The 16851-nt window shown below is 31.1% G+C and carries 21 protein-coding genes; 17 read left to right on the top strand and 4 right to left on the bottom strand.

Annotated elements, in window-relative coordinates; translation table 11 throughout:
• Positions 1–103: 103 nt before the first annotated feature.
• The 13 genes from NSED_RS06065 (at position 104) to NSED_RS10315 (ending at position 9945) form a co-directional block, all read left to right on the top strand.
• Complete coding sequence (locus NSED_RS06065; RefSeq protein WP_014965371.1) at positions 104–955, top strand: hypothetical protein; 852 nt, start codon at positions 104–106, stop codon at positions 953–955.
• Positions 956–1437: 482 nt separating this feature from the next.
• Complete coding sequence (locus tag NSED_RS06060; RefSeq protein WP_014965370.1) at positions 1438–2424, top strand: GTP pyrophosphokinase; 987 nt, start codon at positions 1438–1440, stop codon at positions 2422–2424.
• A gap of 37 nt (positions 2425–2461) precedes the next feature.
• Positions 2462–2677: an nSTAND3 domain-containing NTPase gene (locus NSED_RS06055; protein ID WP_014965369.1), complete on the top strand. Its 216-nt coding sequence runs from the start codon at positions 2462–2464 to the stop codon at positions 2675–2677.
• Positions 2665–3453 (top strand): hypothetical protein, encoded by a 789-nt coding sequence (locus NSED_RS06050; protein ID WP_014965368.1) that lies wholly within the window; start codon positions 2665–2667, stop codon positions 3451–3453. The genes NSED_RS06055 and NSED_RS06050 overlap by 13 nt, the downstream gene beginning before the upstream one ends.
• Before the next feature lie 3 nt (positions 3454–3456).
• The gene (locus NSED_RS06045; RefSeq protein WP_014965367.1) at positions 3457–5265 is read left to right on the top strand and encodes a GAP1-N2 domain-containing protein; all 1809 of its coding nucleotides are present in this window, start codon (positions 3457–3459) and stop codon (positions 5263–5265) included.
• A 179-nt stretch (positions 5266–5444) separates the two neighbouring features.
• Positions 5445–6086 (top strand): hypothetical protein, encoded by a 642-nt coding sequence (locus NSED_RS06040; protein WP_014965366.1) that lies wholly within the window; start codon positions 5445–5447, stop codon positions 6084–6086.
• Entirely contained in the window at positions 6080–6700 is a 621-nt protein-coding gene (locus NSED_RS06035) for a hypothetical protein (protein ID WP_014965365.1), read from the top strand. The genes NSED_RS06040 and NSED_RS06035 overlap by 7 nt, the downstream gene beginning before the upstream one ends.
• 74 nt (positions 6701–6774) lie before the next feature.
• Complete coding sequence (locus NSED_RS06030) at positions 6775–8097, top strand: hypothetical protein (RefSeq protein WP_014965364.1); 1323 nt, start codon at positions 6775–6777, stop codon at positions 8095–8097.
• Positions 8098–8115: 18 nt separating this feature from the next.
• The gene (locus NSED_RS06025; RefSeq protein ID WP_232212391.1) at positions 8116–8610 is read left to right on the top strand and encodes a hypothetical protein; all 495 of its coding nucleotides are present in this window, start codon (positions 8116–8118) and stop codon (positions 8608–8610) included.
• The gene (locus tag NSED_RS06020) at positions 8607–8834 is read left to right on the top strand and encodes a hypothetical protein (protein WP_232212392.1); all 228 of its coding nucleotides are present in this window, start codon (positions 8607–8609) and stop codon (positions 8832–8834) included. Before NSED_RS06025 ends, NSED_RS06020 begins: the two co-directional genes overlap by 4 nt.
• Positions 8831–9511, top strand: coding sequence for a hypothetical protein (locus NSED_RS06015; protein WP_014965361.1), 681 nt, complete (start codon positions 8831–8833; stop codon positions 9509–9511). Before NSED_RS06020 ends, NSED_RS06015 begins: the two co-directional genes overlap by 4 nt.
• A 3-nt stretch (positions 9512–9514) precedes the next feature.
• The gene (locus NSED_RS06010) at positions 9515–9781 is read left to right on the top strand and encodes a hypothetical protein (protein ID WP_014965360.1); all 267 of its coding nucleotides are present in this window, start codon (positions 9515–9517) and stop codon (positions 9779–9781) included.
• Positions 9778–9945, top strand: a complete 168-nt coding sequence (locus NSED_RS10315; protein ID WP_016940284.1) for a hypothetical protein — start codon at positions 9778–9780, stop codon at positions 9943–9945. The genes NSED_RS06010 and NSED_RS10315 overlap by 4 nt, the downstream gene beginning before the upstream one ends.
• A gap of 81 nt (positions 9946–10026) precedes the next feature.
• Here the strand turns inward: NSED_RS10315 and NSED_RS06005 are convergent, their stop codons facing one another.
• Positions 10027–10356 (bottom strand): hypothetical protein, encoded by a 330-nt coding sequence (locus NSED_RS06005; protein WP_014965359.1) that lies wholly within the window; start codon positions 10354–10356, stop codon positions 10027–10029.
• A gap of 434 nt (positions 10357–10790) precedes the next feature.
• On the opposite strand from NSED_RS06005, the gene NSED_RS06000 reads away from it, so the two are divergent.
• The 3 genes from NSED_RS06000 to NSED_RS05990 are packed head-to-tail and all read left to right on the top strand — an operon-like array spanning position 10791 to position 12998.
• Entirely contained in the window at positions 10791–11453 is a 663-nt protein-coding gene (locus tag NSED_RS06000; protein ID WP_014965358.1) for a transcription initiation factor IIB family protein, read from the top strand.
• Complete coding sequence (locus NSED_RS05995) at positions 11450–12412, top strand: ParB/RepB/Spo0J family partition protein (RefSeq protein WP_014965357.1); 963 nt, start codon at positions 11450–11452, stop codon at positions 12410–12412. Before NSED_RS06000 ends, NSED_RS05995 begins: the two co-directional genes overlap by 4 nt.
• Positions 12396–12998, top strand: a complete 603-nt coding sequence (locus NSED_RS05990; protein ID WP_014965356.1) for a hypothetical protein — start codon at positions 12396–12398, stop codon at positions 12996–12998. The genes NSED_RS05995 and NSED_RS05990 overlap by 17 nt, the downstream gene beginning before the upstream one ends.
• An 84-nt stretch (positions 12999–13082) precedes the next feature.
• Here NSED_RS05990 and NSED_RS05985 read toward each other — a convergent pair whose 3' ends face one another.
• Positions 13083–13544, bottom strand: coding sequence for a hypothetical protein (locus NSED_RS05985; protein WP_237737678.1), 462 nt, complete (start codon positions 13542–13544; stop codon positions 13083–13085).
• Between the two features lie 11 nt (positions 13545–13555).
• Positions 13556–14020: a hypothetical protein gene (locus tag NSED_RS05980; RefSeq protein WP_014965354.1), complete on the bottom strand. Its 465-nt coding sequence runs from the start codon at positions 14018–14020 to the stop codon at positions 13556–13558.
• Positions 14021–14082: 62 nt separating this feature from the next.
• Here NSED_RS05980 and NSED_RS05975 point away from each other — a divergent pair, with 62 nt between their 5' ends.
• On the top strand, positions 14083–15762 hold the full coding sequence (locus NSED_RS05975) for a type II/IV secretion system ATPase subunit (protein WP_014965353.1): 1680 nt from the start codon (positions 14083–14085) through the stop codon (positions 15760–15762).
• On the opposite strand, the gene NSED_RS05970 is transcribed toward NSED_RS05975, so the two are convergent.
• Positions 15713–16837 carry a hypothetical protein gene (locus NSED_RS05970; protein ID WP_014965352.1) on the bottom strand — a complete coding sequence of 375 codons (1125 nt, stop codon included), beginning with the start codon at positions 16835–16837 and terminating at the stop codon, positions 15713–15715. The two genes, NSED_RS05975 and NSED_RS05970, sit on opposite strands and share 50 nt — an antisense overlap.
• Between the last annotated feature and the right edge of the window lie 14 nt (positions 16838–16851).

Below are 16851 nucleotides of genomic sequence, written 5' to 3'. Positions count from 1 at the left end.
TCTTTAAACCTAATTCTCTCAAATTCCGAACTAATCCACAAAATCATGATTAGATCACCGCCAAACAATATATCTCAGCAGTCATTTGACATGGAAAATTCCGATGACTGTAAGTAACAGAGTTTTCAAAATACACGAAAATAACGGATTACTAACACTAATCACTAACGGTTTTACACCTAAACAAGAATCATTTCTTCAACATGCATTTAAAATCAATCGTGATTATCATCGTGGGTTTACACGCGGTGATTTTAATATGTCGGCAAGCAATGCAAGCCAATATATCTTAAAATTGAAAGATTATTTGGAAGTCTTTATCAATTCCCGACCTGTTTCCTACAAAATTAAAGGCATGCCGATGACTGGCGATTCTCATAAAATAACACAAAAGCCTACGGCGGGTCATGATTTTCTCAATCTGGTTGAAGTCCTGATTAATGAGCCCTTGATGATGCATGATCTGAAAATAAAAATTCCCAATTCCTTAGTATATGAAACACTTGTCAAAAATGGATCTTCTGTAAATCCGCACAACAAGTGCATCTCGCTCAAATTTGAATCAAATGATAACAACATCGTCACCAAAATTCTAGTCTATCCAAAAACGATTCAGATTGATATCGGATGCTCTTTCAAACCCCTTGTATATGACATGCAGGGATTTTTTATATTATTGGAACATCTGTCCAAAATTTCTTATCATATTTTTGGAATATCCAAAGTACAACTACCTCCTGTACATGAATGGATTATCACACATTATCATCTGAACAAAGATGGTTCTTTGGAGTTGAACGCTCCTCAATTCCACCTCTCAGTTAATGAGGTATGTTGTGGTTTTATGAGATTTTATGCAAAAAAATTGCCTGTTGGAAATACCATAAGGGCAGAAAAAGTCGAATGTCCTCGAACCCCGCTGGGTCAGGCAATTATTAAAGTTCTTTACAATTAGAACCTCCTATCACTAGCGTGTTATTATCTCTTCAAGGAACTATCCCCTACAACAAAAAATATGGATATGTTTATGTCAAGAACTAAATTTCTTTAGTAAACAAAATTGTTCTTATTAAATTGAAAAATACTTCCAAATCAGCTTGAAAACCCTTCAAAAGTCTCTTAGAACTACCTTCACCAAAGAAGAATTTGTTGAGAAATTCTATAACAAAAGCAAATCTGTAGGTCACATGTGCAATATTTGTGGAATTATATCATAAATTCATTTATCCAAAATTAGCTAAGATTAAAGTTTCAGAGAAACAAGCTATCTTATCTCTATTCCATTCACTATTTTTCTTGCTCTATATGGAGCACATTTTTTTAATCTAAATTTACTATTTTAGTAAATATATTCAAAAAGTTTCTTGTTTATGAACCTAAATTTATGAAAAATGATTATTTTAAATGTCATAGAATAATGAAGAATCATAGTAGAATATGTTCATACCTCCAAACACCGCCTCTCTAAAATCTGAATACGCTAAAAAAATAGGAACTTATCAATATCTAATCTCAAAAATTAAAACATTATTGAATGAAGATCTATTAACTAAAGAAATAAAGATAATCTCATTAACTGCTAGAGAAAAAAAATTTGATTCATTTTACAAAAAAATTTTTCGATATGAAATTGAGGGAGATTATTTTGTAAAAATTGATGATTTAGCTGGAGTAAGAATTGTATGTGTGTATTTGGAGGAAATGGAAAAAATTAGAAATATTATCCAAAAAAACTTTCAAATTATTCGTGAAAAACATCTTAATTTTGATAATCGTGTAGACAAAACTGGATATCAATCAGATCATTATATTGTTAAATTAAAAAAAGAGTCGGTTACAAATGCTGACAAATTTCTTCATAGTGATATAGGTAATTGTTTATGTGAAATTCAAGTCAGAACTGCACTAATGCATTCTTGGTCCTCTGTTTCACATGATCTTTTTTACAAGAAAAAATTAGTTGAATCTGATTTTGAACGAGAAATGTATGCATTAAGTAGTTTATTCTTTTTTGCAGATCATCAATTTGATAGATATATGAAAATTAAAAAGGCTCAAACTAAAAAAGAAAAACAAATACCAAATTTAGAACAACCGTTAAATGCCGATTCCTTATCCGCCTATATTAACTACAAATTTGACGAAAGACCTGAAGCTGATGACTCATCGTTAATTGAAATGATAGAACAATTATCTGCACTTGGGTATGCTACTCTTAAAGACATTGATTTAATCGTAGAAAAATCAAAATCTGTATTGGAAATATATGAAAAAGATAATCCAATTCGTACTCAAACTGCTATCAAATTAGATGGAGTGGGTGCTCTAAGGATTTGTGTTGCTCTTGCTGATTATCAAAATAAAGACAGCTCAAGTTTCTATGTTAAAGACATTCAGAAATATAGGGAATTTATCAATGATTAACATTAATATCAGTTGGAAGTTATGATAGTGATTACATATGAGTAAAGATCCTCAATCTGCTTTTGATTCTGCTAAGAAACAGTATGAATCCCAAAAATTATTGACAATTTTAGGTTCTTCAGGTTCAGGAAAAACAGTGGTTGCATCATTATTATTGGAAGCATTAGTTAACAAGTTTCTTCCAGAGCATAAGGATTATGAATTTAGAGTAAACAAAGGCATTCAATTTATGAAAAAAATATGCTTTCATTAAAAAATGGTAAATTTCCTTCTAGAACTGAAGAATCCGATATTGATCGTGTGGAAATGTTACTCACCCAACAACCAAGTGGTGGTACAATTTCATTAAAATTTAATGACATATCTGGAGAATTACAAAAATATTTGTTATCAAAAGAATTATCCTCTGATGGATTAAGAGATAGAATATTAAATCATGAAAAACAAAAAGGTTATCTGTATGGGCCGTTTAGCTTTCTGATTTTTTCAAAAGCCTATGCAATACTAATTGATTGTGAAGATTTTAAAAATTGGGAAGAATTATCATTTGATTACATGCAACTTCTAAATAATTTACTGAAACTTAAAGAATTAACAGGTGAAGCAAATAATAACAAAATTACAAATCCAATTTCAATCATGTTTACAAAATGTGATTTATTAGATGAAAGTAATCGTGTTAAAAACCCTGAAGAATTATTAAATGAACACATGCCTGCTTTACACAGTCAAATAAAATCCATTTCTGGCAACATAGCATATTTCAAAGTATTTCTTGATGTTGAACGAGGAGCAGATAACAAACCAGTAGAAATTACTATAGAACCAAATTCCTCAAATTTAGAAGCTACACCAGAAGCTACACCAGAAGCTACACCAGAAGCTACACCAGAAGCTACACCAAAAACTACATCAGAAACTACAACTACTGATATACAAAAAACATTCCAAGTTAAAGTCCCATTATCGTATAGTGAGGATGAATATGTTAACTTTATTTCTTGGTTAGATCAAAAATTAAAAGAGTAACTCTTGTTAGAATGTGAACAATTTATCTACACTGCAGCTAAGACGCCTGAAAAAGAAGGCTATCAAATAATTGCACAAAGTGAAGGTATAACACCACAAATAGTTTCTCAACTAGCTGGCTATCTTTATCCAATAGGTACGAATATTGAAAAATTTGAAGAATCTAGAAGCTTAGTATTACTTGATAATCACAAAATTGCGTATAGTATCGTAAAGAATATAGGAGTTGGTTATGATGGAAGACGAGGAACTCTCTATAATCATACATTTATTTTAAATCAAGATGAATTTGAAAAATTAGGATTTGATTCAAGAAATTTAGATGATTATTTTACTTTAAATGTAAAATCACATGGAATTTTAGATAAAATTCAACTTAAACCAAGTTCTAAAAAAATTAATTTCGATGTCTTTAGTAATCTTGATGAAAATATTTTATCTCATCTGTTGAATTCAATTACACAAGCAAAAAAAACAGCAATAATCGGATTTGATCACTATGATTTAATTCAGAATATTTTGATGGTTTTGCCTGAATCTTTACGATTAGTTTCTTTTTCTTCTCATGTATTTGAACCTAAACGTCAGAATGAATATGACATAATTCAATCCCCACCTGATATTGAATTTAGCAAAAAATGGACAATAATACCAATAAAAAATATCATTGGATATAAGAAAAAATTGAATTTTCCAATATTGGATTTTCAATATATTGCAAATTTAGTTATAGAAAAAAATGAATCTGGAATAAAACAATTTCATGAAAAAATAATGAATATGCATGAGCTATCTACCTATGAAGCAATGAAATTGATTAACTATGAAAATTTATCTCAAAATACAACTGACCCAGAAAAAATTTCTATTTATTTATTAGAATGTGCAAAAACAACTAAAAAAATAGATTCTTCTTTAACATTAGATTATCTTAAAAAAGCTAAACAGTATTGTATGAAATCAAATAATAAAAATCTATTAGATCAAATAGAAACAGGTGAAATTCTACAAGAAATCATTGAATCCCCACTAAATGTTAAACTAATTGAAAATGCATTAAAACGAACTGATGAATATGAACTCAAAAAAACTTTCATTAATAAAATAGTGAAATTGAAAAATAAAGAAATAAAGAATAACTTTTATGATTTTCTAGAAGATATTAATGATTCAGACTATGCTGATGAATTCATCAAATCTTTCTTTCAATATAAAAATCTGAAATCTCTTTTACTTATTTTTATCAAAAATCCTCCATATTGGAAGAAAAAACTGCTATCAAATATTATTGAAAAAATTTTATCTAATTCTTCAGGGGTCGATCCAATTTTCTTAAATGATGCATTACTTAATTTCAAAATCAAATTTGATTCAATCGATGAGATTGAAAAGACTAAAAATATTCTTCATAGTTCCTTAAACAATCATGAATTTAGGAATAATGTACCTCCAAAAACACTTCTTTCATTTACAGAAAATTTAATTTTAGAAATAAAAAATCACATAATGAAAAATACACGAGCATCAAAAAATAAAAGTCTTGAGTGGACATCCTCTGAAAATTTTTCTAAATTTAAAACATATTCTAATGATATGTTGACTAACCTTCTACATTGTTTAGGATATGTTAAAGAATATAGAACAACTGAATTCACTCCCAGTCTTAAGAAAAAATACTCTACAATTCTTTTAGAACGAAAATCTCTTATGAAAAAACTACAATCAATCAAAATGACTAAAAAAACGAATAAAAAAGAATCTGAACCAAATATTGTATTTAATCCCTTTAAATTGTGGTGGCCATGGTCTTAAAACCAATGAAATTTTGATTTAATTAGAATATTTTTACTAATTAGATGACATTAATTCCTATTTGGAAAATCAATTTGTAATATTTTCTGACAAGGAAGTTGAAAGGTTGATTGGTAGAGTAAAAGGCGACGTGGCAAAACAATCAATATGCTTAAGTTCATACTCATATAGATAATTTATTGGGATTCTTTGACACATTCAAAAAAAGTAGAAAACAAGTAAACCGAGAAAATCAAGAACAAGGAAAAATAGGAGAAAGAAGAATCAAAGAAGAGTACGAATTTTCAGGCTACAAAGTAAAACGAACCGGAAAAGGTCATGATCTAAAGGCAGAAAAAAAAGATTGGTTGACTGGGAAAAAAGAAACGAAATACATTGAAGTTAAAACTGGAAATTCAAAACTATCTAAACTTCAAAAGAAAAAACGAGGTTACTTAGGTAAAAAATATGTGGTAGAACGTCTTGAGCCTACCCTTTTAGGATTAGTGTCAAACAATCGAGAGTCTGACAAGTCCAAGAAAAGAAAGAAAAAAGACCGTTCAAGTTCTCTTGGATTTGGAAATGTTAGTTTTTGGAGTGATGATTTTGAAGCAAAAAAGAAAACTAAGAAAAAATCTATTACAAAAAAGAAATCTACTAAAAAGAAATCTGATAGTATATGGGGTTCTAACAGTTCTATGGATTCAATCTTCGGTTCTACAAAAACTAAAAAGAAAACTAACCAAAGAAAAATTACAAAGAAAAAATCCCATAGAAAAAAGAAAACTACTGATATTTGGGGTTCAACTAATACAAGAAGGAAAAATATCGTGATATGGTAGACAAAAGACGCGGTACATTTTCTAAACGAAAGAAAAATGCCCTTTTTAATGAAAAATTATATCCCCGTTTAAGAATATACACTGAAAAAGAAGTCATTCCGATTTTAGAAGAAATCAAATCACGTAAAAAAAATGATAAAGTTAGAATTGCCCTTTCTAATCATCTTATTGTTAAAGCAGTATCTATGTTTGAAACTTTTCTTTTAAATCAAGCTTATAGAAAATCTAAAAGAAATCGAAAATCTAGGCAGTTATTCTCACAAATCCAAACTAATGCAACTATATCTGATCAAATAATATCTTCATTCAGTTTTATGAACTTGGATGATGTGAATACTGTTTTTTCTGTATTGTTGGGTGTAGATGATTATTTGGCAGAAATAAAGGATGAATCTGTTCAATATGCTGATGGTTATTCTTATGAGTATGCTCACATAAAATACACAAATCCATTTCACAAAAATTGGGATGTTTTTTTAAAAATATTTGACATAAGACATGATATTGTTCATAATAACAAACAATATGTTTTTGATTACTCTGAAATAAGAAATTTTGTTGGAACTATCAATCAATTTCTTATGTGTAGTGTTATTGTTGTAGACCAAAATTGAAAAAGTCAATATTTCCTATGTTAAATTAAAGATAGAACACTTTATGAACTTCGTATTGTTTTGCTAGTCATATTATGAAATATTTTGTAATTTTTCTAATTTTGATCTGTTTTGCCATTACTTCGTTTGGAAGTACTTTCGGCCAACAAGAAGATCTAGTCCCCTCTGAAAAAACCTTGGTACCGTACACCGAAAATTATAATGTTCGATTTACTTCCGATGGAAAAATTGACTATGACTTGCTTATTGCAAAAATAATGCCTGAAATCTTTGAGGAAAAACTTTTGGCTATGGGAGTCGATGTTGCAAGAAAAGACATCGTCCTTAGTCGTGGACCTCAACTCTCAATATATCAGCCATCAAGCTACAACTGTGGTTACGTTGTTGATTATACAGACAGACAGGTTTACTGGCTAGAGGCTGCCATTAATAGCACACACATTCAATACGCAAAGATTTTCACTGAAACACCAGCACCAAACGGACCTCCTGGAATTATAGAAGAATGGAACTTGGGCTGGTGTTTTGGTCCGCTAAAAGAAAAAGTATCTGCAATATTTCTTGAAGATAAATCATATCTTACACAAGAAGAGGAATCGATCATAGCTGCTGCAATAAAACATGAGTTACGAGGCAATCCAAGTCTAGGAAATCAGGAGTTTAAGGTAGGCAAGTTTAACTTTGATTATGGTGAAGATGTATTGGCTTTTTGCGGAGAATTTCAGAATCCTTTCGGGCATGGTCTTAACTTCTTTGGCGGTGCGATGCAAAATAGCATCTTAGATGACTTTCATCTGGAAAGCAGTATGTCTCCGTTATGTGCAATAAACAAAGATGCCAAAATATTTTCTGTATCGTTTTCAAGCGGAGAGCCTGAACCGGGATTAGAAAGATGGAAGAACAACAGGATGGAGACTGTTTATCTTAAACCCCATTCCGTTGAAAAACTCTTGGAAAGAAACTACATGATGGTCAAACCTGCACACAACATGATTATGGAATACTCGACATCACTGAATGTGGATTTTATCAGCTATCATCCAAATGACAGCAACACCATCTTTGAACTTGAACCCTCTCAGAACGACACGTTTGTGAAGATCAGAATTCCGCAAAATGGTGGGAACTATTACATGAGTTATGGTCCTAACGAATGGAACAAAGGGGATTTAACAAGTGTGGCCATCTTAGTTGATGGAATAGAGGTGCCCTACAAAGAACAGCTCTATGTACAAGCACCTGATGCGCCCTATCCGCAGTACTTTACTGATTACATATTCAAATTTCCTGCAAAATCATCAATGTTTAATGTGATTTTATTTATAGAAAACTATGTACCTGACTCTGATCATTCTGATGATGAATGGGATGGATATGCTCCCGTAGATGACTATTAGATTTTTTGGGAATAGAAAATGAAAACTAGACTTTTGATGCTCCTATTTGCATTTTCAATACTATTTCCCATTACTGAAATTTTTGCTCCTCCTGGTCCAAATGAATGGTCAAGGGCCCCTTACTGTCCGGCAGGATGCTCTCTGGATTTTATGAAACAGAGATGGTCTGAATACTATAACTACAAGGGATCAGAATGGATGGAATTAAAAAAACAAGAGATGCTGTTGTCAATAAACAATGGAACTATTGAGGATTGGCTCAACACAGATCCTAGCCGTGCACACTATAATGTGTTTAATTATTATTTTTATGCAGGAGAAATCCCAAACCTTGAAGGTAAATTCATTGATCAGGTAAAACAAGACATGTTTTTCTCAGATATGAAACAGAATCTAAACAATAATCAGTTTCCATTAGGCAATCACACATACATCAATTTTTCACTGATGCTAGCTGGGGTGACAAGTATTGCGGTAGTGATCACTTTTATTCTATGGAAGAAAAGAAAATGAAAACCAGGCTTTTGGTAATTATTGGAATCGCATTGATGATTGAAGGATTTTCATCTGTTATCTATTCATCATTTGTGATGTTTCCGCCAACAGAACCGCCAATGATGCGACCAATAGATGGAATGGACTATGTTTTGTTTATGTATAAACAGGCATTTTTGTTTAGTGGAATAATTGGAATCTTTGTAACTCTTGCAGGAATTATTCTCTGGAGAAAAAAATGAAAACTAGCAATATTTTACTTGTAATTTCTGTTTTTGTAGTTGGTTTTATTCTAATATCCATAAACTATTCTGCAATATCTGACTTTTACACCTATTCTGTTCCATTAAACAAAGCCAAAATAGTTCCAAACTTCCCTATACAGCAAAATGAGTTCCAAGAGATACATGACAAAAAAGATTCCACATGTTATACCACTCCGTCAATGAACCAGTATTGCTACAAAAAACCAAAGATACATGACCCACAAAACAGAGACCACCTGAGTTCATTTATCACTGGAAATAACGGGATTAACGGCGAGCTTCACTTTGATAGAGTGGGTCTTGAAGGAGGAATATTTACAATAAAGAACATGAAACTCATTGATGAAAATACCGCACTGTTTACGTTTGCAGACAAGGACTATCGCATAGGAAACAAGGACAGAACAACATATGAGATTACAGAGAACTTTGAATTTGATGTAATTGTTGAAAAATATGATTCGTTTATCACGCATTGCGGAAACTTTGATGGCACTGGTGCAACCATAGTGCAATATCTTGGAACTACGACAATTGACGGTGTGGATTACTTTTTGACATGGCATGCTGTGATAGAGCCAGAAGACAGATTCCAGTGCAAGTATCCAGAAATAATCCAGCACAGCTTGAATCATGATTTTGGAGAGTTGTAGAAAATGAAGACTAGATACAAAATTCCAATTATTGTAGTTCTAGTATTTGTTGCAATTGTGCCTCAGACTCCACACATAATTTGGAGTGTATGTGAAATATTGTCTGATTGTGGTAATGATTTGTCATATGTTTCGGGGATTAACTTTTTTGGAATGCCTGTAGATACAAATCTTTTTGATGATCATCAAGAAAAACCGCTTGGATTCTTTCTATTCGGAGTGTCGTTTACTTCTATTGGAACATTGGTATTATGGGGAATTAGAAAATGAAAACTAGGCTTTTGGGAATTGTTGGAATTTCTACACTCTTTGTAATTTCAACCAGTGTTGTATTATGGTCTGAATATGGAATGGTTTGCAACAATGCAGTAGTAGCACATCTGCAAGAATACTCTAACTTGTTTGATGAGAATACAACCAAAGAGACCTCCTAAATTAGAAATTAGTTTTCCAAACTTGCGACAATATCTTCTAAAGTATTTGTAGAATCAATATCTAGAAAAATACCAAATGATTTAGATCTTGTTTTTGATTAAAATTATTTTGGGTTCATGTTTTGAAATAGAAATTTCAATTCCTTTTACTCTACTTTTATAATATTTTATTTTGTGGCCTTCCTCAAGCACATTTTTTTCAACAAAAACCAAAGATATCTCTTCAAGATTTTTTAATTTTTGATACACGGTGCTTAATGGTATTTTAGTAATTCTTGAAATATATGCAATAGATTGAGCATGAGTTATAATTGAAAATATTATCAATCTGGACTGTAAATCTGTTAACTCTTGAATTAATTTTTGATTAATATCGTATCTTTTAATTTGAGAATGACTTAATTTTTTCATTCAAATTCAATCCGTTTGTTTTTAGTTGAAATTGAGTAAAATAAATAATTGAAAGATTGAACCATCCTCATCATCAGATTGATGGGGTAAGAAGCATTTCTAGAATATTTTTTGATGAAAAATGGTTCACCATATGTAAATTAGTGTATTCTTTCAATAAACTATGTTTGAATCTCTTATTATAATAGATGGTGATAATTTTAATTTTTGATTATCACAATATGTTCTAGAATCATAATACAATATTGTAAAAAATTAAAAAAGATAAACTCAAAAAATTTTATTTTACCAAATTTTTTTATACGAAACAAATAATCAAAAAATCATTTTTAGTTGTATTATAAACATAAAATCAACCCATATAATTAAAAAATAAAATAAGAATGAAGAATTTACTCTTGTTTTAAATTAATCAGCATTAGGTATACCTAATAATGTCACTAACTATTGCCACATGCAAACACAAGATTACTGAAATTGAAGGTGAGCAAGTCTGTAAAGACTGTGGACGAGTTTTAGGTTACAATGAAGTCGCAAGCATAAATGACAAAAATAGTCACAATATCGGAATGTTTGGCTTTTCAGAGTATTACTTTATTGCATCAAAAATGGCAAAAAATCTAAACCTCCCACAATTTGCAATTCAAACAATTATTCAAACATCAATTAAACTACGTAAAAAAAATATTTCAAAAAAACATGCCATGCTTTTTGCAACCATATATGCATGTAGAATACATGAAATACCTCGACTTTTAGAAGATATTTTTTTAGAATTAGAAAATAGTTCTGGCAAAAAAGTAAGACGATCCGAAAAATCATTACTAAGATCATTGAACAAGATTTCAAAAAAAATTAACGAAGAAAAATTTTCAATTTCATCATTAAACAAATATCATTATCACCAAGCTTATCTAGCTAAAATTCAAAACGTCATAACCCAAGAAGCTGGAGATGAGTATTTTGAAACCATTAGAACACGCTCGCATAAACTGTTACGTAATATTCATACCGATGCCAGTTCATCTGCAAAAGAAGCAATTCTCAACAGTACTACGAGCATCATGAAACCAAAGATTAGGGAAATTTTGGCATGAAATCAATGAAAAAACTAGACATCCACAGACTCCATGAAAATCCATGGCATTTTAGATTGATGTATCAGCGAGATTTTGAGTCCCTTGCCGAATCAATAAAAAATAATGGGGTTGAATCAATACCTTGCCCAATAATTGCACAGATTAAGAAAAAATTCTACATAATAGACGGGCATTCTCGTATTCGGGCTGCAAAGAAAACAGGGGAAAAACACATCACCTGTCAATTATTGACAAATATTCAAAATCTCCATGATCTGAGGATTGCCTCTTTTAAAATGAATAAAGAAGGTTACTCCAACCCTCTCTTACTTTCAGACATGTTCTATGAAGAGATACAGTCAGGCTCTGACGTTGATGAAATAGCACTGGAATATGGGGTCAACAAAAAATATGTTTCAACTTTGTTAAAAATTAGAAATTTGCATGATGATACAAAATCAGTCATAAGCAAAATATTGGAAAATTCTAAAAAAAAATATCAATTCATTCTAAACCAAATAACACCTGAACATCTTGCTAATATTTCAGATCTTTCTTCAGAAAAACAAACACGAGTGGTAGACTGGATTTTTAGAGATATCATGTATGGTCCTGCTGATGAAACATTAGTTTCCATTCCAAGTGTAGTGGAAGTGTTAGAGGAAATCGAAAAGATTTCAGAAACAAAACAAAAAAAGACATACAAAAAAAGATCCCCTCATACAAAAGTGAAAGAATTCCCATTAACCTGCAGATGTGGTTTAAAGTTTGATATCAACACAAAAAATAATACTGCATATGAATACATTGAACAAAATAACATAATCATTAAGAAAAAATTTGAAAACAATAATAATTCCCATGTATTTTCTTCAAAATTCTATTCAAAAGAAGAACTAGTTAGATTGATCAGAGATGCAAAATTAGAAGTAAATGTAGTTTTAACAGAGGCAATTCCTGATGAAATTGGGGGATAGTGAAAAAACAGTACTTGCCATTCTAAAAAAATATCCAAAAATTAATGATAAACAACTCAACGATATATTTACAATTATTACCAAAAAGAAAGGAAGAATAGATACAATCACTCATTCACTTAAAATAAAAGGCTTGATGTCCAATAGCAAAGATTTCTCAGTGGAAAAACATGCAATAAAAAATATCGATTTGCCTAAAATTAACATCAGCAAAGAATATGTAAAAATTCTAAAAGAGATGGATGAAATAAAGCTCGGAAAACTTGGAAAATCCATTATCTATGTTTTAGGAAAAACTGAAAAGTCTTCATTGCAGTTTTTGAGTACGTTTTTCCAAAAACCTCCCAAAAATATCTACGCAATTTTGCAAAGATTGGAGGAAAAAAATATGCTCATAAGCTATCATTCTAGAATTAAGAGGGTCAATTCATCTGGAAGAAAATATCATCCAAAATACTGTGTTTTGACTGATCATGGGAAATTGTGGCTGGAAATTAACGAAAATCGTATAGAAAATAGAGATCAGATAGATTTGTTGCTAAAAGAACCTGAAGAGAAAATTCAAGAATACAATCTAAAAGTATAGAACGAGATAACATGATATCATGTTTTAATGTATTTTAAAAAATATGTCCATTCATGATACTTGAAAATAGTCTGGAAGAAAGTCTCAATCAGTGTTATTTGTAATCTGAATGATTTTACCTGATTCTGTTCTGATTACAATATTGGCAATATTGGTAATACTAGTTCCATCATAATCTAATACAATTTCACTTGTTTTTCTTACTGGGATTGTTTTATTGTCAGGAGCTATGTCCAAGCCTGAAAGGTCTCGAACATAAAAATTACTTGGACTTTCTGCAACGGTTCCATTAACAATTAGCTGAGACATTGTAATATTTTTGAACCCAGAGTTATGTACAAAAATTCCTACCTCTTCATCTGCTATATTATACACAAACATATCTAAATGCTCAAGCATTTCTGAAATTCTATTATTTTGCTGTTCAATTGTTTCTTTTACAGAAAGAGTATCGCCTAAAATTCTTTGTTGAGAAAGGCCAGTATAGATTCCAAGTCCTGCTACAACAACTGTAATGACTATTACAGCACTAATAATCTCACTCACTGCTCGCCTGTTCATGTCTTTGTTACATTCTCCACTTTCATAGTTTGAAGTGTGCTAAATTTTGAATCATTTGATGATGCATTTACAAATACAGAATATGTTTTTGATGTAGTAAAATTTCCACACTGGAAATCTGAAAACTCAATCATTTCAAAACTTTCAGCAGTATCTCCAGGTACTAATATTCCTCCAAAATTATCAATCTCTCTAACAAAGTCTTCACCATCATCTAATGTTGTTTTGAGATGAATTTTCTGTATCAATTCAGTCCCTGAATTATAAAATGCAGTTTGAAGATAACACGAACCGCTCATATCCTTTTCTAGTCTCAAATCAACCACTCTAAGATCAATTTTAGATAGGCCAGTTACAAGAATCTGATTCTGAATTCCAAACAAAATCCCTCCCCCCATAGTTGCAATAGTCATTAGAATTATCACTGCGAGTATTGGAGAAATTGCTCGTCTAGTCCTCATCAACCTATTAAACCTAAAAATTTTGCATATAAGTAAAAGAAAACTGTTCTAGTTGAGAAAAGATGGGAAAATCAAATTTTAACGAGAGTGGAAACTCTATCTTTGAAAAAATTTCATCATTTTTTGCCCCTTCTGAAGATCCTAAATCAAAGTCAAAATTTGTCTTTCAACTATTCAATCTTTCAGTGCCAAATATTTCTGATTATGAAATTTTTGCAAATTATGATGTAGGTGCATGTAAGATCTACATATGCAAAGACAAGAAAGGTAAGATGCATTATCTGATTGATGAACCACAAATAGATAATGTGGGAAAGGCACTATATACAAAAATTATGAGGTTTCTTTACATTTCGCTACCTTCTGAAATTGAAAATGATCAATCCACAAGAATCTATCTAAAAAAGAAAGTCATAGAAATTGGGAAAAAGATGAAATTAGAAAAACATGTCATCCCAATTATTGATACTCTGTTATACTATGTGATGAGAGATGCATTTGGTTATGGCATTATCGACGTATTGATGAAAGATGAAAATTTAGAAGATATTCTAGAAGAGAGTTTTGACAAACCAATTGGGATAATTCACAAAAAATTTGGTGAATATAATATTCTTGATACTAACATTACTTTTGATTCTGTAGAGTCTACGAATTCCTTTGTCCAAAAACTTGTCCAAAAAACTGGAAAAAGCATGACTGCTGCAGTCCCATACATTGACAGTATGACAAAAGAAGGGCATAGAATTGCAGCTACATTTGGAAAAGAAGTTTCTCTTCCTGGACCGAATTTCACAATACGAAAGTTTACCAAAAAACCACTTACTATCACAAAACTATTGCAAATGGGAACTATCAGTCCACTGATGGCAGCATATGTATGGACATTGCTAGATTCTAAAGCTTTTGTCCTCCTAATTGGGTCTACTGCTGCTGGAAAAACCACGACTATTGGGGCATTGACTTCGTTGATTAATCCTCATATGAAAATAACAACAATCGAAGATACTCCTGAATTGAGAATGGGGCATGTTCACTGGCAGCGTCTTATTACAAGAAAGGGCTCTAGCATATTTTCTGATAAATATGAGGTTTCTATGAATGAACTAGTACGACTGTCATTACGTTCACGTCCTGACTATATTGTTGTAGGAGAGGTAAGGGGTGAAGAAATCTCATCACTTATTCAGGCAGTGGCTACGGGACACGGAGGATTGACTAGTTTTCATGCATCCGATGCAAGTGCTACTTTAGTAAGAATGCAAAGCCCTCCGATGAATGTTCATCTAAGTGGTCAGATGCTAATTTCTAGTATTTTACAACAGAATAGACTTGTTTCACCAGATGGAAAAATTGTAAGAAAAGTTACTCAAATTACTGAGATCATACCAAAAGAAAACACAATAGAATTAAAACCAGTTATGGGGTGGAATGCAGCAGCTATGCAGTTTTTTCCTGAGGATGTAGAAGAACTTGTAAAAAGATCTGAGAGACTAAAAGAGATTTCCATGATAAATGGATGGACAAAAAATGAACTTGTCAATCAATTAATCACAAGAGTGTGTTTTCTTAATAGAATGGTACAAAATGACATCATTGAATTTGATAAAGTTAAACAAGAGATAGAGAAGTTCTATAATGATCCGTTGGAACGATATATTTCTGTGCTTTCAACAAAATCCTTGGGTGAATTCAGTAATGAAAAAGTTTCTGAGAAGCAATTATCAAACTTAGACCTGTAGTCACTGAAAAGAATATCATAACTGTTGAGAATTCTGGAACCGTTACGGGTAAAGGCAGTTTTTCTATCAAAAAACCATCTTGGTTTTGTCCAAGGACATACAACGAATCAAAACTGTTTCTAAAATATCGTACATCATAGTTGGAAATTGTTTCAAGTTCAAAATTTTGATCTGTCTTATAGTCTAGTAGATGAATTGTAGATTTGTCAGAGGTATTGTTTGCAATGAAAAGGAAATTTCCCAAGAAAGAGTATGGTCCGTAAACAGGCTTTGAAAAAGAAGAAAGAGGCGTCTTGTTATCATATTCAGAAACTGTTTTAATTTTATCTCCATTATACAAAGTAAATTTAGTAAATTCTGTTACCTTTCCACTTTTTGCTCCTATTCGTATTTCATTCCAGAAAATAGAGTCATCGTCATGTGCTAAATTATATGGAATTTGGAGGTTTTCTGCTATTTTCGTTACTATTCCATCTTTTAGCATCATTATGATGCTGTTTTGCTCAGATATTTCTTCAATCCAATAGACTTTATCATTTTGTACTGTAATGTCCATGATAATATTATTCCCTTGATAGACTAGTTGTTTGTCACTTCCATCTTTGAAGAATTTCCAAATTTTTCCATTTGATTCACTTAGATAGATTTGTTCACCTTCCACTGAAATGTGGATAGCTGACTTTAATTGATGTATTATTTTCTGATAACTCCCATCTTTTTTTGACATTTTAATAACATCTTGAAAATCACAAATTGTATTTCCTACACATTCTTCAGATAATGTGGCAAATATAAGATAGTCTCCTATCTCATTAATTTCTGTTGGAAAAATAAACAAATCATCAGAAATTTTGCTTATTGTATTTTCATTGCCATACATTATTTTTGTATCATGAATCCAAGTTTGTGAACTAATGTTTTGATCTAATTCAAAAAAATACAAGTCAGATTTCTCTTCTGAAACCAACAACTCATTAATAATTCCCAGATTCTCATGAATGACTTCAGCATGAACAAAATTGATGGGTAGAATTAGAAAAAATCCTATGAGAATAAAGAGAATTTTTAGATTCATGATACTATCAAAAT

Source organism: Candidatus Nitrosopumilus sediminis, assembly GCF_000299395.1.
Lineage (GTDB): Archaea > Thermoproteota > Nitrososphaeria > Nitrososphaerales > Nitrosopumilaceae > Nitrosopumilus > Nitrosopumilus sediminis.
Note: the sequence above shows the minus strand (reverse complement) of the source record. Positions and strands in the feature narration are given on the sequence as shown.